The following is a 23,314-nucleotide window of genomic DNA, read 5'->3' on the forward strand; positions in this document are numbered from 1 at the left end:
GTATCGTATGCGTAGCTCTGATTGTCTATTTCGGCTTGTCTTCGGGTGCGCCGGGTATCGGCGTGAAGGAGAAGGCGGTGGCCGGAGGTATTACTTTGGCCGCCTGCCTATTATCCATTATTCTTTTGTTCAAACCGGACCTGCCGGGGCCAAGCGCCTGGATTATGCCATTGTTCAAACCACTGGCCAATCTGCTTGGGTTAGATTGACCGAAGCGACACCTGCCCCGGTGGTGCATGAACGGTTAACGATGCAAGCGGAAAGGAACCGTAGCGATAACGATATCTTTTTGCGTGTACAGATAAGCCCGAATGAGCAGGCTCGTTTGGTTATGCAGCAGATTTTGCCACCAATGTTTTGTAATAAATTGCGGAATCAGGATGGTGATATGATCCGTCTCCGCCGTTTTCCACTCCACGGTTTCGATAAATTTGATCAGAGGCTTCACGACGCTCCGGTAGCGGGAACGCAGCACGATAAGTCGGACTCCGGGATTCCACTCTTCCCATTTTTCTTCCATTTTGTGAATTTCATCGTCGTCAAAGCCGACGTAGACGGCAACGACATTATCGGTTAACGATTTGGCGTAGCTGATGGAATTGAGTACGACCCGGGTAATGCCGGCAACGGGAATGACGATGGTGCTTCCCTTGATTTCCGGCTTATCCTTTTCCAGATTTACGCGCAATTCATTAGCGATGTTCATGTAGTGGCTGTGAATGCGGAAGAACAGGAAAATGACGATCGGAAGGAAGATGAAAACCATCCAAACCTGGCTGAATTTGGTGAAAATAAAGATCAGGGTAATCGTGAGCGTAGTGATCATCCCGATCGTATTGATGATGAACTTGACGATCCATGCGGCAGGCTTCAATTTGATCCAGCGAACCATCATGCCGAACTGGGATAAGGTGAACGGAATGAACACCCCGACTGCATAAAGCGGGATCAGGTTTTCCGTATTCCCGTGAAAGAGAATGACCAGCAAAGCGGACAGTACGCCCAGCATAATGATCCCGTTGGAGAAGCCGAGACGGTCTCCGCGGACTTTGAACATGTGCGGCATGAACTTATCTTTGGCGAGCATGAAGGCCAGCAGCGGGAAAGCCGAGTAAGCCGTATTCGCCGCCAGGAAGAGAATGAGCGCTGTCACGCCCTGAATGCAGTAGTACAGCACCCCGCGTCCGAACGTGGCTTCGGCGATTTTCGAAACGACCGTTTCTTCCGGAGACGGCTTGATGCCGTACCAGTAGGCAAGCAGGCTGATGCCGATGAACATGCTGCCCAGAATGGCGCCCATGGCGATCAATGTTTTGGCCGCATTTTTCTCCGCAGGAGCTTTGAAGTTCGGTATCGCGTTGGACACGGCCTCTACCCCGGTCAGCGCGGAGCAGCCGGAACTGAAAGCTTTGAGCAGCAGAAATAAGCTCACATTGCTCACAACGCTTCCGATCTCGGGAACCTCCGCATGAATGCCGCCCGTGAGGTACTTGAACAGACCCGATACGATCAGAAGAAAAATGGCGGCGACAAACAAATAGACCGGCAGTGCGAGAACCGATGCGGATTCGGCAATGCCTCTTAAATTCATGATCGTAAGAAATAAAATCATGACCAAAGAAATCAGCACGCGATGATCGTGCAGTGCCGGAAAAGCGGACGTAATCGCATCCGTGCCCGCGGACGAGCTGACGGCTACCGTCAAAATGTAATCGACCAGCAGCGACCCGCCTGCGACCAGCCCTGTGCCTACGCCAAGATTATCCTTGGCTACGATGTACGCGCCCCCGCCCGACGGATAGGCGTATATGGTCTGCCTGTAGGACAGGACCAGAATGGTCAGCAGCCCCAATACGGCTATGGATATCGGGATGGAGTACCAAACGGCGGCAAAGCCGAGGGTCATCAAAACGAGCAAAATTTGCTCGGTGCCGTAAGCGACGGAAGACAGCGCATCCGATGACAGGACGGCAAGCGCTTTGATTTTCGTCAGCTTCTCGTCCTCGATTTCGTGGGATTTCATCGGTCTCCCGATCAGCATTCTTTTTAATCTGTTTACCATAATTACCCTCCACCGGCGCTTTCCTGTATGTTCCCCTGAATTAAGTAGTTTCACTTGTCCGCGACTGCCGCAGGGCTATTTTTGGCAGCAAAAAACCACAGGGTTTGACCCTGTGGCTCACGAAATAAGCAGCACGGATTCATCCCTCTCCCATAGTACGCTTACGAAGTTAGCTGTCGGATTCGGACTCTGAGAGTAGCCCTACACGCACGGATGCCGTCCGTACGCGATTCACCCCAAAGGCAATGAATGCCTCATTGGTTCCCCCGTTTTCCTTAGGAAATTCAGCGATAAAGGATTCATATGATTGTACTAAATGAACTACGTTTTGAATAATACGCCTGAAAGGAACTTAAGTAAAGGTTGGAAGTTGGCTTTAAATACCCGGCAGCATATCACAAAACCCAAAGATAGCGTTTACATAAATGCGAATCTTACATTTTCGCACTCAAGATAGCATTTTCATTCGTTTTCGTGAAAATTGAAAAAAGATGCGGTCCGGAATATTTCCCGGACCGCATCGGGTTGTTGAAAAAAAACCTGCGTCATGAGGTGATAGCCCCAATCTGCCTGGCTGCATCAAGAAAACCTGCAAAAATACATGAATTTGCGTCCCTGATCGCTGCCTATGAAGAATTCCTGCAAAAGTGCAGGCTTTTCAGCGGGGACACGGGCTCAGGTTCACTTTCAGCGAAAATTCCTGCACTTTTGCAGGCTTTTCGCCCAAATAAGCCAATTTCGCAGAAAAAACCTGCACTTTCGCAGGCTTTTCCCCTATCAAGCGGCTGCCCGCCCAGGAAAAGCGACTGTTCCCCCAAAAATAGCGCCCCGCACAAACGCACCGAGAGCAGCAACAGTGCCCGCGCAAACGCACCGAGAGCAGCAACAGCGCCCGCACAAACGTACCGAGAGCAGCAACAGCGCCCGCACAAACGTACCGAGAGCAGTAATAGCGCCCCGCCCAAACGCACCGAGAGCAGCAACAGCGCCCCACACAAACGCACCGCGCGCAGCTCCCAGCGCGCGGTGTTGCGCTGCATGACGGCGGTCGGTCGGCCATGTGTCGCGACTCGATCAACGCGCTGAGGCGGCTCGGGGACGGCTCCTACAGGACCGGCTGCTTGCCCCACTCGATCCAGTTGTCGCGGGTCGGTCCGTAGATGTCCGGCACGGACAGTCCGGCCTGCCGCATCAGTACGATCATCTGGCCGCGATGATGGATTTCGTGCGAAATAAAGACGCGCAGCGTCAGGCCGTTCGGCCACTGTTCGCCATACATGTCGGTGGACTCGTGGAGCTTGGCGTCCGTCCACTGCGACTGCACGGCATCCAGCATCGCTTGCGAAGCGGCGCGGTAAGTATCGGCAATCTTCGCGGCGGAAGCGGGGGCTTTTTCTTCGCCTTCGGGAGCCTGGAACTGCAGGCCTGTCCGCGAAAGCATCTCGTGGATCGTCGTGGCGATATGCCAGCCGATCTGTCCCAGCGGACGGAAGTTCGACTCGCTTCCCTGGCTCAGAGATGCGTCGGTGAGTGCGTCCAGCACGCGCTGTGTGGTTTTGGTTTCGTTGCTCCATTCGGCTGCAAACGCTTGAATCGATGTAATCATGGGGGAGAAGCCTCCTTGTTATGCGTAATAGCCTTAGTATAAAGGAGCCTCCCTGACAACAGGTTGTCAGTGTTTTTTAGGAATAGAGCGCGGCGACTTGCTGCGCTTTTTCTTTGACGATGCCGGCGATGTGCGCGGGCTCCAGAATGCGCAGGCTGGGGCCGTAGCTGAGCAGCATGCCGTACAGCCAGGGCTCGTCAGGCTGGACCGCGGTGACGAGCAGCGTGCCGTCAGGCTGAGCCGTAATTTGCTCGGGATGGAAGTAGTCTTCCACCTGAGCGCGGACATTCGGCTGCATGTGCAGGAGGAGTTTGACGTAGGACGCCTCGGGCCTTTTGCCTATCTTATAGGACAGCGTCTCCAGCGTCTCGGGCCTGCGCACGAACGTCTCGGGAAGCATGGCGATGTCCTTCATGCGCGATAAGCGGAAGACGCGGTAATCGCCCCGCAGCAGGCAGTAGGCGTGCAAATACCAGCCGAAGCCTTTGATGACGATGCCCATAGGCTCGACGGTGCGCTCGGAAAGCTCGCTTTGGGATGTCGTGTATTGAAAGCGGATAAGCTTCGTTTGGCGTATTGCGTGGCGCAGCGACTGCAGCTTCTCTTTTTCGGCGCTGCTTCTGTGCCACGGATTCATATCGATGACGAGGTGATTGTGCAGCTCGGACACCGTCTTTTGCTCGGACTTGGCGACCAGCGCGCCTACTTTGTCCAGCAGGCCTCCGATTTCTTGCTCGCCGATGCTGGAGCGGATGCCTTTGAGCCCGGTAATAATCGATTGCAGCTCCTCAAGCGTGAGAAACTGCCGCTCCAGCCGGTACTGGTCCATAATTTCATAGCCGCCGTTTGCGCCGGCATAAGAGGCGATCGGAATGCCCGCCTGATTGATCGTTTCCACATCGCGGTATACGGTTCTCAGCGATACCTCAAAGCGCTCCGACAGCTCTTTGGCGCAGATTCGTTTACGGTTCAGCAGCAGCATCGTTATTGCAAGCAGACGATCAAGCTTCAATGGTCGCACCTCATCCATAAAATTTTAGTTCTCAATCAATTCGATTCGGGGATGGGCGAATCCTTTTGGAAATTAGATTTGCAAAGCCCATCCTTATTCCGAATAGTTGATGGAAAAATTAGAAAAAATAAGACCGCTACGAATTCAAAAGGAAAAGAGTGGAGCGCATTGTTCAGAAAAATAGCGAAAACCGCCCTGCATGCAGCGGCGGTCGGAGTGTTATTAAGCGGCTTAGCCTTGCAGGGGATAAACGCGGCAGCGGCGGAAGAGCGCCGGGAGCCGTCAACCCCGGGGCCGGGAGCGGGGGCGGGGGCGGAACAAGGCCTGCTGCTGCAGACGAGAGAAATCGATGTGACCGGCGACGGCAAGCCGGAGTTGGTGGCGCTGGGCGGAACGAAGGCGGACGCTGCGGGCTCGTATTTTTCCAGGCTGTTCGTTGTCGTAACCGGCGGCCAAGGCCGGAATCAGGTGGTGATTCCGCTGCAGGGAGGCCACAACCCGAACATGCGGTTCTGCGATTTCAACGGCGACAAGCTGCCCGAAATTTATGTCTCCGCAGAAACCGGCGGCAGCGGCGGAGCGTCCCGTTCCCACATCTATTCGCTGCAAAATAATGTGCCCACAGCCCTGCCGGTCCCTGAGCCGCTTCGCGTGACGGCGAAGTTCAAGCATAACTACGTGGTAAAGCTGAAAATCGAAGAAACGGGCAAATCTTTCAAAATCGACCTCAAGGAGAAAAAGCAGGATTACGATCAGTCCGGCGTATACAAAAACGGCATGCTTGTCAAACCGTTTCTCGTTAGCGTTAATCCGTACAGCGACTTGCAGACGATGGATGCCGATCAGGACGGCGTATGCGAACTGAAAGGCGTTCAAAGAATCGCAGGCATGGCTGACGCCGATACGCTAGGTTATGCATTGTCGATCTGGAAGTGGAAGGAAGGCAAGTGGGCGCTCGTTTCTTCGAAGGTGAAGAAATCGCTGTAGCGCTTATACCCAGTTGCCCTTACGGAACAGGGGTTCGCGGGTTCCATCCTCCGTAATGCCGTCGATATCCATTTCGGCCGAGCCGATCATGAAGTCTATGTGGATCAAGCTTTTGTTATAGCCGTGCTCGGCCAGCTCTTCGGCGCTCATCGCCGATCCGCCCTCGATCGTGAACGGGTAGGAATTGCCCAGCGCGACGTGGCAGGACGCGTTCTCATCGAATAGCGTATTGTAAAAAATAATGCCGGAGCGGGAGATCGGCGAATTATGCGGCACCAAAGCGACTTCGCCCAGGTACCGGGCTCCTTCGTCTATGTCCAGTATCTTGTTCAGCACTTCCTGGCCTTTCTCCGCCGTCGCCTTGACAACTTTGCCGTTCTCGAACGTCAAAGTAAATCCGTCGATCAGCGAGCCCTGATAGCTCAGCGGCAGCGTGCTGCGCACGGTTCCGTTCGTGCCGTCCCGGCGTGGCATCGTAAACACTTCCTCCGTCGGCATGTTCGGGACGAACGGAATGCCGCTTTCGGTGTCGCTGCCTGCGGCAACCCACACATGCTTGGAAGCGAGCTCGATGTAGAGGTCCGTTCCCGGCGCCTGCAGGTGCAGCTGCTTGAATCGCTTCGCATTCAGCATTTGCTGCTTGCCGGTCAGCACGGCCAAATGCCGCTTCCATGCCTCCACAGGATCGGCAGTATTGACGCGGGTGAGCGTGAAAATCTGCTCCCACAGCTTCTCGATCCGCTCGGCTTCGCCAAGTCCGGGGAATACCTTGGCCGACCACTCCGGCGTCGGGAAGGAAACGAGCAGCCAGTTCACCTGGTTGTTGCGCAGGTACTTCAGGAAGCCTTCCCGGGCTGCGGCGGCCGTTTTGGTGGACGTAGCGATGCGGTCCGGGGCGATATCCGCGAGCAAGTCCGAATTGGGCGCGTAGATCTGGAGGAAGGCTGCGCCGCCTTTGGCCAGTTCTTCCAGCCCGTTCGCTCTCCACATCGGGTATTCCAGCAGGGATGACTCGGGCGCGTGCTTCAGGCGGATCGCCTTCACTTCGTCATCGTCCCAATCGACGACGACGTCTTTTGCCCCCGCTTCATAAGCTTTCTTGGCTACTTTACGGACAAAATCGGCGCAAGATATAGGCGTCATGATAACGAGCGTCTGGTCTTGCTGTACATTCAGGCCCACCTTTACGGCAAGCTCTGCATATTTATCCAAATTGGACTCAAAATTCTCCATCGGCGCTGGCTCCTTTATATTTTGCTAAGAATTAGTGTATGATAGAAAATAAAACTTTAAACCCCGAGGGAGAAAGGCTGGCATCAATGGAAACGAAGAGCACTCCATCCAATTTCATTAAAAACATTGTAATCGAAGATTTGCAATCAGGCAAAGTCAGCCAGATCGTCACCCGATTCCCCCCGGAGCCGAACGGATACCTTCACATCGGGCACGCGAAGTCGATCTGCCTCAATTTTGAGCTGGCCGACGAGTTCAAAGGCTTGACCAACCTGCGTTTTGACGATACGAATCCGGTTAAGGAAGATACGGAGTATGTAGAATCCATTAAAGAGGACGTGGCTTGGCTCGGCTTTCAATGGGACGGCTTGTTCTTTGCCTCCGACTACTTCGAGGAAATGTACAACCGCGCGCTCGTCTTGATCCGCAAGGGCCTTGCCTATGTAGACGACCAAACGGCCGAGCAAATCCGCGAATCCCGCGGAACGCTGACCGAGCCCGGCAAAGAAAGCCCGTTCCGGGGCCGCAGCGTGGAGGAGAATCTGGACCTGTTCGCACGGATGCGCGCAGGCGAATTCAAGGATGGCGAAAAGGTGCTCCGCGCCAAGATCGATATGTCATCGCCGAACATCAACTTCCGCGATCCGGTCATCTACCGCGTCGTTCACGCGCATCACCACAATACAGGGGACAAATGGTGCATCTACCCGATGTACGCCTTTGCCCACCCGCTGGAAGACGCGATCGAAGGCGTGACCCATTCCATTTGCACGCTGGAGTTCGAGGATCAGCGCCCGTTTTACGATTGGGTGATCCGCGAATGCGAGATGCCGAACGTGCCGAGACAGTACGAGTTCGCACGGCTCAACCTGACGAATACCGTCATGAGCAAAAGAAAGCTCAAGCTCCTCGTCGACGAGAAAGCGGTTGACGGTTGGGACGACCCGCGGATGCCGACGATCTCGGGGCTGCGCCGCAGAGGCTATACGCCTGAAGCGATCCGCAATTTTGCGCGTGAAATCGGCGTAGCGAGAAGCTACAGCGTCGTCGACAGCAAAATGCTGGAGCACTTCATCCGCGAGGATTTGAAGCTGAAGGCGCTGCGCACGATGGGCATTCTGAACCCGCTCAAAGTCGTGATTACGAACTACCCGGAAGATCAGACCGAAATGCTGGATGCGGAAAACAATTCGGAAAATCCGGAAATGGGCCACCGCCAAATTCCGTTCTCCCGCGAAATCTACATCGAGCAGGACGATTTCATGGAAAATCCGCCGAACAAATATTTCCGCCTATTTCCCGGCAACGAAGTGCGTCTGAAGCACGCTTACTTCATCAAATGCAACGATTTTATTAAGGACGAGAACGGCAAAGTCGTCGAGCTGCACTGCACATACGATCCCGAAACGAAGAGCGGAAGCGGATTTACCGGCCGCAAAGTGAAAGGCACGATCCATTGGGTGGACGCCAAACACGCGGTTCCTGCGGAATTCCGCTTGTATGAGCCGCTTATTCTGGACGATAACGACGATGACGCCGCCTCCTTCCTGGAGAAGCTGAACCCGAACTCGCTGCAAATCGTGCAAGGCTTCGTCGAAGACAACATGAAGCAGGCGAAGGCGCATGACAAGTTCCAATTTTTCCGTCACGGTTATTTCAACGTGGATCCGAAGCATACGACCGTCGACCGTCTCGTGTTCAACCTGATCGTCTCGCTCAAAAGTTCATTTGAAGTATAAAACCACAAGGCTGTTCCTCCGTCATCCTCCGATGACTGCGGGAGCAGCTTTTTTTCGCCGTTTTGGTCAAAATCGTTCACAACTTTGTAACGTGCCTCCCTCTTTTATGAAAATAAATCATGAAAACGGCTTTGAAATCGGTCGCAAGTCCAGTTTCTTGTTCAGACCCGCGATTCGTGAAATTTGGGTTTGAACGAAGTATAATGGAACCAGACAGGTTGCGACGGAGAGACAAGGAGGGCACGATGAAGAAAACCGTTTTGATCGTTGACGATGACGTGAACATTTGCCGCATTACCAAGCTCTATGTGGAGAAGGGCGGTTTTCAAGTGGAAACGGCGCACGACGGCGATGCCGCGCTGAAACTGTTCGAACGGTTGAATCCGGATTTTGTGGTGCTGGATTTGATGCTGCCGAAGCAGGACGGCTGGAGTGTCTGCAATCAGATTCGCGCCAAAAGCGACGTGCCCATCCTGATGCTGACCGCCAGAGGACAGGTGGAAGAACGGATCGAAGGGCTGCAAATGGGAGCCGACGATTATATGGTCAAGCCGTTCGATCCGAACGAGCTTGTCGCCCGTATTACGAGCATTTTGCGCAGAGCGTCCCGGCTGGAAACTCCCGTCAAAACGGACGTTTACGAATTTGGCAGTTTGCACATCGACGCCATCTCGCATGAAGTCACGGTTGATGGCAAAGAAGTATCGCTGCCGAAACGGGAATATGACCTCATGCTGTTTTTCGCCCGTTTTCCGAATCAGGTGTTCTCCAGAGAAGATTTGATTTCGAAAATATGGGGCTGGGACTTTGACGGCGACGACCGCGTAGTCGATGTCTATATCAAGCGCATCCGGCAAAAGCTGAAGGCGATGACGGAAAAAGACAATGAGTGGAATATCCGCACCGTATGGGGCATCGGTTATAAATTCGAGGGAGCGGACTCATGCTGAATTCTTTTTACCGGAAGCTGCTGTTTGTTTACATGGCTATTACGCTCGTCTCGATCCTCGCGATCGCGGCTACGATCGGCTATACCATGAGGCAGAAAACGTACGAGCACAGCGAGAAGCTGCTTCAGGAAAAGATCGGCCAGGTCGAGGAACTTGCCAAAGGCTTGTTTGACGGATCTACCACGCAAAAGGAGTTTCGCAGACAAATCACCGCTCTGGAAAAAACGTCCGAAGTGCGGGTTTCCGTCATCAGGCATCCCAGTGTCAATCAAGAAAAGATCATCCCGCTGGGGGAAGTGCCGGAACGCAATGAATGGGTGCAGAGCGTGCTTAACGGCGAACAAATTACGGTCAAAGGCCCCTTTACCCAGAACAGCAAAGTGAATATGCTGATTGTCGGACAACCGGTCCTGCTGGATAACAAGGTTGCCGGCGGTCTGTTCCTGTATACCCCGCTGCGCAGCATCCAGGGGGTGATCGGCGGGATCAACCAGGCGATTATGATGTCCGCCGTTCTAATCGCGCTGATGGCGGGGATCGTGCTGTACGCCGTTTCGCGGCATTTTGTGAAGCCGATACAGCTTATGAGCCGAACGGCGGAAGCTTTGGCGACGGGGGATTTCAGCGGCCGGGTGCCGGTGCGCGGGAAAGACGAAATCGCCTCTTTGGCAGGTTCGCTCAACCGGATGGCGGGCAAACTTGAGAAAGTCGAAGAGGGGCGCAAGCGTTTCCTCTCGGAAATTTCGCACGAGCTGCGGACGCCGATTACGACGATCCGCGCATCTCTGCAAGGCATCGTCGATGAAGTCGTCGATCCCGCGGACGCCCGCGACTTTATCCAGGTGTCCCTGTCCGAGACGAAGCGTCTCAGCCAGCTGGTGGACGATTTGCTGCAGCTTTCGTCCTTTGACGAGAAGCGGGTGACGCTGAGCCGGGTCGAGGCGGATGCTGCGGAGCTTGCGCAGGATGTAGCGACCGGGCTGACGATGAAAGCGAAGGCTAACGCCATCGGACTGTGGGTCGAGGCGCAGGAAGCTCCTTTCGTACTTTATATGGACCCGGACCGGATCAAGCAAGTGTTCATCAATTTGCTGGACAACGCAATCGCGCATATCCCGCCGGGGAGCACGGCCGGAATCCGCTTGAAGGAGCTAAGAGGCGAACGCTGGATCGAGGTATGGGATAACGGCCCCGGCATTCCGGCGGAGAAGCTGCCATATATATTCGACCGGTTCTACAAGGTGGACGAAAGCCGCAACCGCACCGGCGCGGGCCTCGGCCTCGCCATTTGCAGAAGCATCGTAGAGGCGCACGGAGGCTGGATTCGGGTGGAGTCCATGCCCGGCAGAGGTACAGTTTTCTCGATTCAGCTGCCGCCAGTGCCGAAGTCAAACTTATGACATATTTTTCCGCTATGATGGGGGTAATATAGTAAAAAACCGTATTTGAACATAGAGGAGTGTGTATGATGATGCATAGAGAATTGATGGGAATCGCGCTGGCAGAGCTTATAGCTTCAGGCATTCCGACGATGGCCGAAGCGGAGCTGGAGGCCGCGGCTGAAACGTCTATAAGCTCCGGTTTTTATCCGGGCAAGCGGCTGCTGCAGGACAGGGCGCTGTCCAGGCTGCAGGCAAAGGCGGCGAAGCTGGGCATCGGTACTATGGCCGGTAAAACGCAGGAGGAGCTCAAGACGGAGATTCAGGAGGCTGAGCTGGCAAAGCTGCAAGGAACAGCGAGAACACTCGGCATCGGCACGGACGGATTGACGGCGAAGCAGCTTCGCTCCGCGATCGGGCAGGCCCGGGAGCAAAAGAAAATCGGCAATCTGCTCAAGCGGGCGCATAAGCTTGGCATCAGCATCGACGGCAAAACCAAGGAGCAGCTCTGGGCTGACGTGCAAGCGGCCCTCAAGGCCAAATGGCCAAAACCGAGCCGGCGCAGCGGCCGGGCAATATTAACATAAATGCGGTTGCTATAGCGAGCCCGGGGACAAAAGCTCCCCGGGTTTTATTGTGCTGCACGCAATCGGCGCACCTATCGCTCCCTGATGTAATAGTCTGTAATACGGAAGATTCATTCAGGGAGGGGTATTCATTAAACCGGTAAAGCTGCAAAGTCACCGCAAAAAAATCGTTCTCCCCGCACTCGCGCTGCGCAAAGCGGCAGCAATCATGCTTCCTTTCTACTGCAAAATAGCTGCCAGCCGCTCTTTTGCCGAGAAATGGGCCAAAGCCGTGCGCGAAGCGGATCTGGCGGTCATGGAAAAGATGCTCCGCTCCGTGATCGGCGCTGAGCCGCTATCCTCGCTTGCCTCGAACGGCATCGGCTATTTCGTCGATTTTCCGCTGCCGAAGCCGATCTATGCAATTACCAATGCGACATCGATCCGCCCGGGGCAGGCCCAATTCACTTTTAACGGCTCGATCCATCGGGCGATAGCCAGGGAGGTCGTCCCGCTTTACCGGGAGCTCGCCCGCAATCCGCAATATGCCGCGCTCGTGGCCCATGCGATCAAACAGGGGAATAAAGCGTTCCTCAGCCGGCTGATCCGCAGCACCGTCAGGACGAAACGGCTGATCAGCCTGGAGATCGCGTATTCCGGCATGTTTCTGGGCTTTAAGTACCCTGCCAGCAAATACGTGTATTACAACGAGCTTTTCCGGGACGATGTGATGTGACAAGCCAACGGGCCGTCAAAGACGCCGTTAAGCTTCGGCTCGGCTCATGGATGGACCCTGATGCTGGAGAAGCCGGGCTAGTGCATCGCCGGAGCTGGCGCGGCACAGAAGCTTGCGTTATGGCCTGTATTATTCAAACTGTTGAGAAGCTCATTTGCTGTGCTGGGGATAAGGCGAGAAGAAGAAAACCTGCAAAAGTGCAGTTTTTTGCTCGTCAATGCGCCAGCAGCGAAAAATTCCTGCAAAAGTGCAGCAATTTCATCTAGCCCCCGGGCTTAGACCCATTTCAACCGGAAATTCCTGCACAATCGCAGGCTTTTCGCCAAAACGAGCCGCTTTCATCGAAAAAGCCTGCATTTTTGCAGGTTTTACCGCTGCTGCCAGGCCATCGAACGAATGGCTGCGGCACGAAGTATATAAATTTCCAGATAGAGTCCCCTTTGTTTCACCTCAATATTTTAGTAAAAAGTTTGTAATTAATATAAAGAGGTGGAAGTATAGCTGGTGTATTTTAGGGAAAGTGTGATTTGATTTTTGAACATCCGCTTGGCTACAATGGAAGGAAAAACGCGGTGAGGGGATAGCCTTTGATTTATATCGGATTAAGCGGATGGGGCGACCATGATTTGGGCGAAAACAGCCGTGGAAAATTGCAAATATACGGGGCGCATTTTCCGATTGTGGAGCTGGACAGTTCCTTTTATGCCGTTCAACCGGAGCGCAATTACCGCAAATGGTTGGATGAAACGCCGGGCGGGTTCGGCTTTATTGTTAAAGCATATCAGGGCATGACGGGCCATTTGCGGGGCGAGAATCCTTTTGCCGGAACGGAGCAGATGTTTGACGCTTTTTTGGCATCGGTGCGTCCGGTACAGGAGGCGGGCCGGTTGAAGGCGGTACTGTTTCAGTATCCGCCATGGTTTGAATGCAGCAAGGCGAATGTCGACTTGCTCCGCTATGCGAAGGCCAAGATGGGCAGCCTGCCGGCCGCGCTGGAGTTTCGCCATCAGAGCTGGTTTGCGGATGGGATGATGGAGAAGACGCTGGCTTTTATGCAGCGGGAAGGCTGGATGCACAGCATTTGCGATGAGCCGCAAGCGGGGATCGGTTCGGTGCCGACGGTTTTGCGGGCGACGCACCCGGACATGACCATCGTTCGTTTTCACGGCCGCAACGTAAGCGGTTGGAAGCAAAACAGCGAGACAAACTGGCGCGATGTCCGGTATTTATATCATTACAACCGGCAGGAGCTGCTGGAATGGAAAGAGCGGCTGCTGCAGCTGCAGGAGCAGGTGAAGGATATATGCGTTATTTTCAACAACAACTCGGGGGGACATGCGGCGGGCAACGCCAAAGAGCTGATGGAGATGTTGGGGCTCGACTACGAGGGGCTGGCGCCGAGGCAGCTGGATTTGTTTTGAGCGGAAGGAAGCGGATGCAAAAAGAGACCTGTTCGGGGCGATAGCAGGTCTCTTTTTACTTGCGTTTAGCGAAGCAGCCAGGGATTGAATTCGGGTCTGCCGTGGATTGGCAGTCTTTTTGGCGGTTAAGGGGCGGGGAAGTCCCTTATAACGAATTTGTACCTGTCCGGCAAGCTGAGACGGGGATAAAATGTTCATAATGAATTTGTAACCTTTCGTAGAGGAGAGGGATTGATGAACATAAGGGGCGCTGTTTTGAACTTGGAGGAGTGTAAAAGGATCGCGGCCAGGCTGCGGGCGGCCGGTTGTGTTTTCGCCGAGGATGAGGCCCGGCTGCTCATTTCTGCGGCGCGGACGCCGGCCGACCTTGCCGGCATGGTGGACCGGCGGGTTGCCGGCCTGCCCCTCGAGCACGTCATCGGCTGGGCGGAGTTTTGCGGTCTGCGGATAGAAGTGGACCCGGGAGTTTTCGTCCCCCGGCAACGCAGCGGATTTCTTGTCCGCCAGGCCGCCGCCTTCGCTCGTGCCGGAGCCGTAGTGGCGGACCTGTGCTGCGGCACGGGCGCGCTGGGCGTCGCGCTGGCCGCCGGTCTGGACCGGGTCGAGCTGCACGCCGTCGACATCGATCCCGCTGCGGTGCGCTGCGCTCGCCGCAACGTCGCTGCTGCCGGAGGTCACGTGTACGAAGGTGACCTCTACGAGCCGCTGCCGGCTGCTCTGCGCGGCCGGGTCGATATCCTGATCGCTAATGTGCCCTACGTGCCCACGGAAGCGATCAGGCTTTTGCCGCCGGAGGCCCGCATTTATGAGGCGCGGGTGGCGCTCGACGGAGGCGCGGACGGGCTCGACCTCCAGCGGCGGGTAGCCGCTGCGGCGCCTCTTTGGCTGGCGCCGGGCGGCCGCCTGCTGGTCGAGACGAGCGAGCGGCAGGCTCCGCAGACCGTCGAGATTTTTGCCCGCAGCGGGCTGATCCCGCAGGTGGCGAGTTCCGACGAACTGGACGCCACCGTCGTCATCGGAACCAGGCCGAACCTTTAGAGCCGATCATCAGGCGGCTGCCACTAGTCGCAACGTTTCTTTCATCCCTTGACTCTTACATTAATGTCATGGCTTAGAATAGGTTTGAAGCGCTATGGCTGTACGAACAAGGAGGAAATGGAAGAGATGGATGGAAAAACGGCGGACATTTTGGCGATATCCGGCAGCCTTCGGGCAAGCTCGTCGAATACGATCCTTTTGCGCGCAGCGGCGGCTTTGGCCCCCGGCTCTATGACGGTTACGTTGTATGGAGGGATCGGGGAGCTCCCGCATTTTAACCCTGATCTGGACGGGGAGGAGCCGCCTGCCGCGGTCAACGATTTTCGCGCTCGGCTGAAAGCGGCTGACGGAGTGCTTCTATGTACGCCCGAATATGCGAACGGAGTACCGGGCGTTTTGAAAAACGCCCTCGACTGGATCGTATCTTCGGGTGAGTTTTTGAACAAGCCTACGGCTGCGATTAGTGCGTCCCCGCTGGCGACAGGGGGCAGGCAGGCGCATGCCTCGCTAATGCTGACTCTGCGCATGCTGACAGCGCATATAGTAGAAGGGGGAACGATGCTCGTGCCCTTCGTGAACAAGAAGCTGAGTGCGGAAGGCGGCATCTCGGACGCTGCCACCGCACAGGAGCTGGCCGCCCTTCTTCATGCGCTGCTGCGCGGCATCCATGGGGAAGGCGTCCCCAAAGGCTTCCGTTAAAACAGTAAAACACCTTCCTTCTCGCTGAAATGCGAACGCAAGGGAGGTGTTTTTTTTGCGGTGTTTTTTTCGTTGGGCGTGCTAAGGTGCGGCAGGCATACATGCAGGCCTCTGGGACAAGGGGCCCGAGAGGGAAAAGCCTGCGAAAGTACAGGTTTTTTCTGTAATCATGGTTCATTTTGGCGAAAAACCTGCAAAAGTGCAGGAATTTTTGCTGAAAGTGAACCTGAGCCCATGTCCTCGCTGAAAAGCCTGCACTTTTGCAGGAATTCTCGGTGGCCAGCGATTAAAGACGCAAATTCATGTATTTTTGCAGGTTTTCTTTGCGCGGCCAGGCAGATTGTGGCTATCGCCTCTGACGCGGGGGTTTTTCAACAGCCTGACTTTTGCAGGTTTTCTTCACGCAATCAGGCAAATTGTGCGTCAGGTTCAGGCATATGGGTTACTGGGCAGCTTGCAAAAGTGCAGGGATTTTCGCATTGTACAGACCCCTTCGAAGTGTGCTGGATATTTGTCGAATAATGCTGCAAACTAGAAGGTGAGCAGGCGCATCGGCCGCCGCCGGCAGAGGTCGCCCGCCGCCATGCAGAGCTGCAGCACACCCGGCGGGATTCGACGGAGCGGTGGAACTTATAGCAGGATCGTACCGTCAGGGGCGCATGTTCCTGGCGTTTTTTCCGGTTGTTTGCTAAAAAAGTCGAATTCGTTGGGTAGTTAGGTCGAATCCAGGATAGCAAAAAAAGCGACGCACCGTTAATGTGGGTATTAAGATCGCGATGTAACATCATATGTGAGAATAATCCGGTTTAAAAAGGAGAGCGGCTCTATGAACCTGCCCAAGCTGCACATTCCCTGGAATTCGATCAGGTTCAAGTTGGTCATCAGCTTTTTGCTTGTCGCCATCCCTTTGCTGGGGCTGCTTTTTTATAATAATTTTTACGCGATTCACGTAGTCCGCGAGCAGGTCGCGATGTCCAACAAAAATATGATCTCCCTGTATATGGGGCAAATCGACAGCGGGCTGGATGAGGCGGATAAATACTTGAATTCTCTGCTGTCGGCCAATTTTGAGCTGCAAATCCTGAGGAGCCCGCCTACGCCGGATGATTATATGCTGGCCAAGATTCATCTGTCGGACAAGCTTTCGAATGACATATTAATGTATAAAGTCGATTCCTACTTTATATATTCGCCGGCGCAAAAAGACTTGCTGGATGTTGTCAAAAACCAGGTGTCCGATTCGGGCGAAAGGGATTTTGTCAGGGAGTATTTGCGGACGGAACTGGGGGGCGCGCCTGAATCCGGGCCGTCCTTGCAGGGCAACTGGTTTGTCAAAAAGATTAACCGCGATTATTATTTGTTTCGCATTCTCAAGCTGGGCAATATGTACGTAGGCGCCTGGGTCAATGTCAAAACGTTAATGCTGCCGCTGACGCTCATTCATATCGGGGAAAAGGGAGCTTCCATGTTCGTCACGGACCGCGGCGAGCCGATGACCGACGATGCGCGCGCGCCGGCCAAGGACGTTGATTTAAGCCGGAGCTTCCAGCAGTATTATTTGACCGGAGCCAAGAATCAATTCCTGATCGTCGGCGAACGGTCCAAGAAAGCGAATTTCAGCCTCGTTGCGATGATACCGAATGAGACGATTTTGCAAAACTTGCCTTATTTGAATCGAATCGTGTTTGTGGTTTCTTTTTTGGGATTGCTGCTGCTGCCGGGGTTTTTGCTGTTCCTTCGCAAGACGATGCTGATTCCGCTGATGCGGATTGTGTCGGCCATGAAGCGCATCGGGGAAGGAGGCGTCAAAGTGCGGATTCAGCCGTACCCTGCTTCCGACGAGTTCCAACTGCTGCATACGACCTTCAACAAGATGATCGGCCAGATCGAAGAATTGAAAATTCATGTGTACGAGGAGCAAATCAGCAAGCAGAAGGCGGAGCTCCAGTATTTGCAATTGCAGATCAACCCGCATTTTTTCCTGAATTCCTTGAACATTTTGTACAATCTGGCTTTGGTCAAAGACTATGAGCTGATCCAGGAAATGACGCTGCGCCTGGTCAAATATTTTCGCTATATGTTAAAAAGCAATTTGACGTTCATCCCGTTGAACGATGAGCTGGAGCATGTGCGCAACTACATCCGGATTCAGGAGCTGCGGTTCCAGCAAACGTTGAACTTCCGCATTGAGACGCCTGAATCGTTCCATAAAATTCACGTGCCTCCGCTGGTCATACAGACGTTCATCGAGAATTCGATCAAACATGCGCCGCAGATGGATGTTCCTCTTGCGCTCTTTATTCGAATCGAGATGGAGGATTCGCAGCCGGACCCGCATATACGGATCGAGATCGGCGATACGGGCAGAGGATTTCCGGAGGCTGTTTTGCAGGAGCTCAGGGTAGGCAATCGGATTATAGATGAGCAGGGGGAGCATATCGGAATTTGGAATGTGTGGCACCGGCTGAGGCTGCTGTACGGCAACCGCGCCCGCATTTCGTTCTCGAACCGTACGCCTTCGGGAGCGCTAGTCCGAATCGAGCTTCCCCTGCAGCCGGATCACTAATGAATGGGAGGTTCCAACTATATGTTTCATTTGCTCATCGTCGATGACGAACCTCTTGCTGTCAGAGGCGTAAAGACAGTCGTGAATTGGGACAAAATCGGAGTTTCCGCCATCTATGAAGCTTATAACGCCGCACAGGCCAAAGAGATTTTCGCCAACCATCACATCGACATCATGCTTTGCGACATTGAAATGCCGCAGGAGAACGGGCTGAAGCTGCTGTCCTGGGTCAAAGAGCATTATCCCGCGACCGAGACCGTGTTCCTGACCTGCCACGCGGACTTTGCTTTTGCCAGAAAAGCGATCCAACTGGGCAGCCTGGACTATTTGCTAAAGCCGATTACGCCTGAAGATCTGGAGGATGTGATGGTCAAAGCGATCGGAAAGGTGCGCAAAGAAAGCGAATTGGCGCAGATCAGCCAATCCTGGGTCCAGCATCATCCTTTGTTCATCGAACGGTTTTGGCTGGATATCGTGAATTTGGTTATTCCGTCCAATCCGGATGCCGCCCGTAAGGCGATGGATGAGCGGAAAATTACGTACGCCAAAGACATGCGTGTGCTGCCCGTGCTGATTCATGTGCAGAGATGGCATAAGACGCTGACTTTGCGGGATGAAAAAATTTTGGAATACGGCTTGAAAAATGCCGCGGCGGAAGTCATTCGCGAACTGGGCATCGACGCGCAGCTGATGTCTTTGGATCGCAACGAAATGCTTGCCGTGCTCCTGCTGCCCGCAGATGCCCGGCTGGATGCCAACCTGTTGAAAAGCAAGCTGGAGGCGTATATTTCATCGTGCTACCGCTACTTTTATTGCGACCTTTCCTGCTATGTCGGGGACGCGTCTCTGATTCATGAAATGCCCGAGATGGTGCGCCAACTGCTCAGCCTTAAGAAAAATAATGTCGCCTATTACAACCGGGTGTTCCTGCGCAGCTGGCAGCCGCAGTCGTCCGTTTCGGCGGCGATGCCCGATATGAAAGTATGGTCGGTCATGCTGGCGCAGGGCGCTCAAGATCAGGTGCTGGCCGAGGTTAAGCATTATTTGACGAAAACCGTGCAAAATTCGGGGATGGACGCAGCCTTCATGCACCAGTTCCATCACGATTTTATGCAGATTGTATACTCCGTCCTGAAGGAGAAGGGGATTCAGGCCCGCGAGCTGTTCAAGGACAGCAGGTCCATCGAATTGTCCGCGGGGAGCGGCCGCTCGGTCATGGATATGCTGGAATGGATTCAGCATATGGTCGCCAAGGCGATGGATCATATCCGCGAAATCGAAGCGACGCACTCGGTAGCCTCCAAAGTCGGGAAATATATTTCCAAGCATTATGACCAGGACTTGAGCCGGGAGCATATCGCCAATCAGTTTTTTCTCCATCCGGACTATTTGGATCGTATGATGAAGAAGGAAACCGGGATGTCCATGAAGGAATATTTGCTCCACGAGCGCCTGCGGATCGCGCAGGAGCTGTTGAACAAGACGGATATGCCGGTCACCGATGTGGCTACGCATGTGGGGATGAATAACCTTTCCTATTTTACGAAAGTGTTCCGCAAGCACGCCGGCCTCAATCCGAGCGACTACAGGCAGCGTGCCAAAAAGTGACTTTTAGGTCGAATCCGTGTTAATGAAAAGTCGAAATGAGCATAGTAGATCCATCGGTGCAGCCGTACAATCAAGGTAGCTTCATAATTTACTCAAATGGGGGAGTACAATGAAAAGAACAACCAAATTGTTGGGCGTTGTATTAGCGGGAAGCATGATAACGCTTACGGCATGCGGGGGCAAGGACGCCGCGGGCAATTCCTCGGCTTCGCCGTCCGGCGCGGCAGGGGGCAAAGAGGCCCCTTACGAACTGACCGTGGCCTTCTCCGCGTACAATGCGATACCTTCCAATATGCAGGAAGTGCAGGACGCTATCAATAAAATTACGCTGCCGAAAATCAATGCTACGGTGAAACTGACTCCGATCAATGTCGGCTCTTGGGCTCAGCAGTCCAACCTGATGCTCTCCAGCAATGAAAAATTGGATCTGATGTTCGTTTCCGGAAGAACGTATACGAGTTACGTAGCCAAAAGCCAGCTGATGAAGCTGGACCCGCTGCTGGATCAATACGGGCAGGATATCAAGAAAGTATTTGATCCGGCCTCGCTCAGCGCGACCAAAGTGAACGGCAGCACGTACGCGATTCCGAGCAATCGGGATTTGGCCGTAAATTACGGCGTGAATATAAAGAAAGAATATTTGGATAAATACAAAATCGATGCGAACAGCATCAAGACATTGGACGACCTCGAGGGCGCGCTCAAAACAATCAAAAGCGCCGAGCCGAATCTGACGCCGCTTGTTCCGCAGACATCAGGCTTATCCTTCCTGGACAGCTACAGATGGTTCGATAATTTGGGCGACGCCATCGGCGTCCTGCCGAATTACGACAACAACCTGAAAGTTGTCAATCTCTATGAAACACCCGAATATGCGGCATTCGTGAAGAAAATGAGAAGCTGGTACACGGCCGGCTACATTATGCAGGATGCGGCGACGAATAAGGACGGCAGCTTCGCTCTGCTGAAAGCCGGCAAAGGCATCGCCTATCTGACGAATCAAAAGCCGGGCATGGATATGCAGGATAGCCGGGGCGTAGGGGCGCCGATAACGACGATTCCTCTGACTCCGGCCACAATGACAACGTCGACGGTTGCAACCATTATGTGGGGCATCCCGATCAATGCGAAAAAACCGGACAAATCGATGCAGTTCCTGAATTTGATGTATTCCGACAAAGACATCGTTAACCTGCTTGACTGGGGGATTGAAGGCAAAGATTACGTCAAAAAGGCTGACAACAGCGGCGTAATTGAATATCCGGCCGGAATGGACGCCAAATCGGTAGCTTACGCTCTAAACCAAGGCTGGATGTTCGGGAACCAATTCTTGTCCCATGTGTTTACCGGAGATGACCCAAAAATTTGGGAAAAGATGGACAGCTTCAACAAGCAAGCAGGCAAATCGAAAGCGCTTGGCTTCTCCTTCAGTCCGGACCCCGTAAAAACGGAGTATGCAGCGGTAACGAACGTGCTCAACCAATATAAATTGGCGCTTGAAACGGGAAGCGTAGACCCGGATAAAATACTGCCTGAATTCATTGCCAAATTGAAATCCTCGGGCATTGACAAAATCATCGCAGAGAAACAAAAACAGCTCGACGAATGGGCAAAACAAAGCAAATAACCGGCAATTGGCAGAGGCTGCCCCGCGAGTCACGGAAGTGACGGAGGGGGCGGCCTTTTTGCTTGGAAGCCGGCCAAGTCCGGCCGCGAACGAAGTCGAAAATGTGCTAATGAAAAGTCGAGTCCGACATAGTGAGGGGACCGCGAATTTCTTACTATTAAAGTACAGCAAAGACGAAAAGAGAAAGAAGGGAAAGAGACATGAACAATCCATCAAACGCGAATGCGCTGGGCGCCGAGCGAACAGCCAATACCCGGACAAGCAGCCGGGCATGGAAAACATTTAAAAAGTTTTTCCCGTATTATCTGATGATTATCCCGGGAATCGTGTATTTGATCATCAACAACTATATGCCGATGTTCGGGCTGGTCATTGCTTTTAAAGAAGTCAATTTCGCCAAAGGAATTTGGGGCAGCGATTGGGTAGGGCTGAAAAACTTCGAATATTTGTTCAAGTCGGCGGACGCCTACATCATTACGCGAAACACGATTTTATACAATGCAGTCTTTATTGTTATCAACCTGGTTGTGGCTGTCGGAGTCGCCATTTTGCTGAATGAAATCAAGAACAAATTTTTGTCCAAATTTTATCAAAGCGTGATTTTGCTGCCGTACCTGATCTCTACGGTCATCGTCAGCTATCTGGTGTTCGCCATGCTGAGCATGGATAACGGATTCGTGAACAAAACGGTGCTTCCGATGCTGGGCCTGGATGCGGTCTCCTGGTACAACGAGCCAGGCGTGTGGCCGTACATTTTGACCTTTATCCATACCTGGAAGGGAGCCGGGTACCTGTGTATCGTCTATTTGGCCGCGATTATCGGTATCGACCAGGAATACTACGAGGCCGCTACTTTGGACGGAGCCTCCAAATGGCAGCAAATCCGCAACATTACGATTCCGCTCATCGCTCCGGTCATCACCATGATGACGCTGCTCGCGATCGGCCGCATTTTTTATTCGGACTTCGGTCTATTCTACCAGGTGCCGATGGATTCGGGATCGCTCTACAACACGACCAACGTTATCGATACTTACGTATACCGGGGCCTGATGCAGCTTGGCGATATCGGCATGTCTTCCGCCGCGGGCTTGTATCAATCGTTGGTAGGGTTCGTGCTGGTGCTCTTATCGAATTATGTCGTCCGTAAAATCAACAAAGAGAATGCATTATTTTAAGGAGGTCCCCCAATGGTTAATAAAGAAACCCGCACATGGCAGTGGATCGGACACACAGTCTTATGGATATACGCAGCGTCATGTATTTTGCCTTTTCTCTTGTTGTTCATGTCCTCGATTACGGATGAAAAGACCATCGTGCAAAACGGATATTCCTTCTTTCCGGAAAAGTTCGGCTTTAGCGCCTACGCTTATTTGTGGAATGAAGCGGCGAATATATTCCGGGCGTACGGCATTACGATTTTTGTCACTGCGATCGGAACGACGGCGAGCCTCATCATTACGTCGCTGCTGGCGTACCCGCTGTCCCGTCGGGATCTTCCTTTTGTCAATCCGCTCGCTTTTTTCGTCTTTTTCACCCTGCTGTTCAACGGCGGTCTCGTTCCGACCTATTTGATTTATACGCAAGTGTTTGAAATCAAAAATACGATTCAGGCGCTCATTATTCCCGGCCTGCTGATGAACGGCTTCAACGTTCTCCTGATGCGGACGTTTTTCAAGACTACGATCCCGGTTCCGGTGCTGGAGTCGGCGAGCATGGACGGCGCGGGCGCGTTCAAAACTTTTTACAGCATTGTGCTGCCGCTTTCCATGCCGATAATGGCGACGATCGGGCTGTTTCAAGGGATCGCGTACTGGAACGATTGGTTCAATGGCTTGATCTACATCACGAATCCGAAGCTTTTCAGCTTGCAAAGCATATTGAACCGGATTATGACGGATATCCAGTTTTTGAGCAGCGACCCTTCCATGGGCTCGCAGTCCAGCGAAGCGCTGGCGACTTTGCCGAGCGCAACGTTCCGCATGGCGATTGCCGTCATCGGGGTGATTCCGATTCTTGTCGCTTATCCGTTCTTCCAGAAATATTTCGTAAAAGGGATTACGATCGGGGCCGTTAAAGGCTGAT

General features: G+C 53.5%; 18 protein-coding genes and 1 riboswitch. Of the genes, 14 read left to right on the forward strand and 4 right to left on the reverse strand.

What is annotated here, in order from left to right:
• Window positions 1-244 precede the first annotated feature (244 nt).
• From kimA to AC6RNO_RS05045, 3 genes are all read right to left on the reverse strand, one after another.
• The gene (gene kimA / locus AC6RNO_RS05035) at window positions 245-2,062 is read right to left on the reverse strand and encodes a potassium transporter KimA (RefSeq protein WP_497104815.1); all 1,818 of its coding nucleotides are present in this window, start codon (window positions 2,060-2,062) and stop codon (window positions 245-247) included.
• A gap of 142 nt (window positions 2,063-2,204) precedes the next feature.
• A riboswitch (cyclic di-AMP (ydaO/yuaA leader) is annotated at window positions 2,205-2,362 on the reverse strand.
• 805 nt (window positions 2,363-3,167) lie between these two features.
• Window positions 3,168-3,668 (reverse strand): DinB family protein, encoded by a 501-nt coding sequence (locus tag AC6RNO_RS05040; protein ID WP_497104816.1) that lies wholly within the window; start codon window positions 3,666-3,668, stop codon window positions 3,168-3,170.
• Window positions 3,669-3,744: 76 nt separating this feature from the next.
• A complete protein-coding gene (locus AC6RNO_RS05045; protein WP_474684990.1) occupies window positions 3,745-4,680 on the reverse strand; it encodes a helix-turn-helix transcriptional regulator in 936 nt (311 codons plus the stop codon).
• Window positions 4,681-4,848: 168 nt separating this feature from the next.
• Between AC6RNO_RS05045 and AC6RNO_RS05050 the strand changes: the two genes are divergently transcribed.
• Window positions 4,849-5,667, forward strand: coding sequence for a YybI family spore inner coat protein (locus tag AC6RNO_RS05050; protein ID WP_474684991.1), 819 nt, complete (start codon window positions 4,849-4,851; stop codon window positions 5,665-5,667).
• A gap of 3 nt (window positions 5,668-5,670) precedes the next feature.
• Here AC6RNO_RS05050 and AC6RNO_RS05055 read toward each other — a convergent pair whose 3' ends face one another.
• Window positions 5,671-6,900 (reverse strand): aminopeptidase, encoded by a 1,230-nt coding sequence (locus AC6RNO_RS05055; RefSeq protein ID WP_497104817.1) that lies wholly within the window; start codon window positions 6,898-6,900, stop codon window positions 5,671-5,673.
• Between the two features lie 86 nt (window positions 6,901-6,986).
• Here AC6RNO_RS05055 and AC6RNO_RS05060 point away from each other — a divergent pair, with 86 nt between their 5' ends.
• The 13 genes from AC6RNO_RS05060 (at window position 6,987) to AC6RNO_RS05120 (ending at window position 23,313) form a co-directional block, all read left to right on the forward strand.
• Window positions 6,987-8,639, forward strand: a complete 1,653-nt coding sequence (locus AC6RNO_RS05060) for a glutamine--tRNA ligase/YqeY domain fusion protein (protein ID WP_474684993.1) — start codon at window positions 6,987-6,989, stop codon at window positions 8,637-8,639.
• A gap of 245 nt (window positions 8,640-8,884) precedes the next feature.
• Complete coding sequence (locus tag AC6RNO_RS05065) at window positions 8,885-9,589, forward strand: response regulator (protein ID WP_497104818.1); 705 nt, start codon at window positions 8,885-8,887, stop codon at window positions 9,587-9,589.
• Window positions 9,583-10,989 carry an ATP-binding protein gene (locus AC6RNO_RS05070; protein ID WP_497104819.1) on the forward strand — a complete coding sequence of 469 codons (1,407 nt, stop codon included), beginning with the start codon at window positions 9,583-9,585 and terminating at the stop codon, window positions 10,987-10,989. The genes AC6RNO_RS05065 and AC6RNO_RS05070 overlap by 7 nt, the downstream gene beginning before the upstream one ends.
• A 65-nt stretch (window positions 10,990-11,054) precedes the next feature.
• Complete coding sequence (locus tag AC6RNO_RS05075; protein ID WP_497104820.1) at window positions 11,055-11,555, forward strand: hypothetical protein; 501 nt, start codon at window positions 11,055-11,057, stop codon at window positions 11,553-11,555.
• Between the two features lie 208 nt (window positions 11,556-11,763).
• Entirely contained in the window at window positions 11,764-12,270 is a 507-nt protein-coding gene (locus tag AC6RNO_RS05080; protein WP_497104821.1) for a hypothetical protein, read from the forward strand.
• 587 nt (window positions 12,271-12,857) lie between these two features.
• Entirely contained in the window at window positions 12,858-13,691 is an 834-nt protein-coding gene (locus AC6RNO_RS05085; RefSeq protein ID WP_474684999.1) for a DUF72 domain-containing protein, read from the forward strand.
• A gap of 234 nt (window positions 13,692-13,925) precedes the next feature.
• Entirely contained in the window at window positions 13,926-14,729 is an 804-nt protein-coding gene (locus tag AC6RNO_RS05090; protein WP_497104822.1) for a putative protein N(5)-glutamine methyltransferase, read from the forward strand.
• Between the two features lie 126 nt (window positions 14,730-14,855).
• A complete protein-coding gene (locus AC6RNO_RS05095; protein WP_497104823.1) occupies window positions 14,856-15,428 on the forward strand; it encodes an NAD(P)H-dependent oxidoreductase in 573 nt (190 codons plus the stop codon).
• A gap of 826 nt (window positions 15,429-16,254) precedes the next feature.
• Window positions 16,255-17,994: a sensor histidine kinase gene (locus AC6RNO_RS05100; protein WP_474685002.1), complete on the forward strand. Its 1,740-nt coding sequence runs from the start codon at window positions 16,255-16,257 to the stop codon at window positions 17,992-17,994.
• 21 nt (window positions 17,995-18,015) lie between these two features.
• Complete coding sequence (locus AC6RNO_RS05105; RefSeq protein WP_497104824.1) at window positions 18,016-19,602, forward strand: response regulator; 1,587 nt, start codon at window positions 18,016-18,018, stop codon at window positions 19,600-19,602.
• A 109-nt stretch (window positions 19,603-19,711) separates the two neighbouring features.
• On the forward strand, window positions 19,712-21,229 hold the full coding sequence (locus AC6RNO_RS05110; protein WP_474685004.1) for an ABC transporter substrate-binding protein: 1,518 nt from the start codon (window positions 19,712-19,714) through the stop codon (window positions 21,227-21,229).
• A gap of 308 nt (window positions 21,230-21,537) precedes the next feature.
• Window positions 21,538-22,407: an ABC transporter permease gene (locus tag AC6RNO_RS05115; RefSeq protein WP_474685077.1), complete on the forward strand. Its 870-nt coding sequence runs from the start codon at window positions 21,538-21,540 to the stop codon at window positions 22,405-22,407.
• Window positions 22,408-22,419: 12 nt separating this feature from the next.
• Window positions 22,420-23,313, forward strand: coding sequence for an ABC transporter permease subunit (locus AC6RNO_RS05120; RefSeq protein ID WP_497104825.1), 894 nt, complete (start codon window positions 22,420-22,422; stop codon window positions 23,311-23,313).
• Window position 23,314: the final 1 nt, after the last annotated feature.

The sequence above is a fragment of the Paenibacillus sp. sgz302190 genome (assembly GCF_059820445.1).

Excerpts from the sequence above, each read along its gene's own strand:
- AC6RNO_RS05115 (WP_474685077.1), top strand. The coding sequence starts at position 21,538 with ATGATTATCCCGGGAATCGTGTATTTGATCATCAACAACTATATGCCG.
- AC6RNO_RS05055 (WP_497104817.1), bottom strand. The coding sequence starts at position 6,900 with ATGGAGAATTTTGAGTCCAATTTGGATAAATATGCAGAGCTTGCCGTA.
- AC6RNO_RS05070 (WP_497104819.1), top strand. The coding sequence starts at position 9,583 with ATGCTGAATTCTTTTTACCGGAAGCTGCTGTTTGTTTACATGGCTATT.
- AC6RNO_RS05090 (WP_497104822.1), top strand. The coding sequence starts at position 13,926 with ATGAACATAAGGGGCGCTGTTTTGAACTTGGAGGAGTGTAAAAGGATC.
- kimA (WP_497104815.1), bottom strand. The coding sequence starts at position 2,062 with ATGGTAAACAGATTAAAAAGAATGCTGATCGGGAGACCGATGAAATCC.
- AC6RNO_RS05060 (WP_474684993.1), top strand. The coding sequence starts at position 6,987 with ATGGAAACGAAGAGCACTCCATCCAATTTCATTAAAAACATTGTAATC.
- AC6RNO_RS05100 (WP_474685002.1), top strand. The coding sequence starts at position 16,255 with ATGAACCTGCCCAAGCTGCACATTCCCTGGAATTCGATCAGGTTCAAG.
- AC6RNO_RS05080 (WP_497104821.1), top strand. The coding sequence starts at position 11,764 with ATGCTTCCTTTCTACTGCAAAATAGCTGCCAGCCGCTCTTTTGCCGAG.
- AC6RNO_RS05120 (WP_497104825.1), top strand. The coding sequence starts at position 22,420 with ATGGTTAATAAAGAAACCCGCACATGGCAGTGGATCGGACACACAGTC.
- AC6RNO_RS05065 (WP_497104818.1), top strand. The coding sequence starts at position 8,885 with ATGAAGAAAACCGTTTTGATCGTTGACGATGACGTGAACATTTGCCGC.
- AC6RNO_RS05095 (WP_497104823.1), top strand. The coding sequence starts at position 14,856 with ATGGATGGAAAAACGGCGGACATTTTGGCGATATCCGGCAGCCTTCGG.
- AC6RNO_RS05040 (WP_497104816.1), bottom strand. The coding sequence starts at position 3,668 with ATGATTACATCGATTCAAGCGTTTGCAGCCGAATGGAGCAACGAAACC.
- AC6RNO_RS05075 (WP_497104820.1), top strand. The coding sequence starts at position 11,055 with ATGATGATGCATAGAGAATTGATGGGAATCGCGCTGGCAGAGCTTATA.
- AC6RNO_RS05105 (WP_497104824.1), top strand. The coding sequence starts at position 18,016 with ATGTTTCATTTGCTCATCGTCGATGACGAACCTCTTGCTGTCAGAGGC.
- AC6RNO_RS05110 (WP_474685004.1), top strand. The coding sequence starts at position 19,712 with ATGAAAAGAACAACCAAATTGTTGGGCGTTGTATTAGCGGGAAGCATG.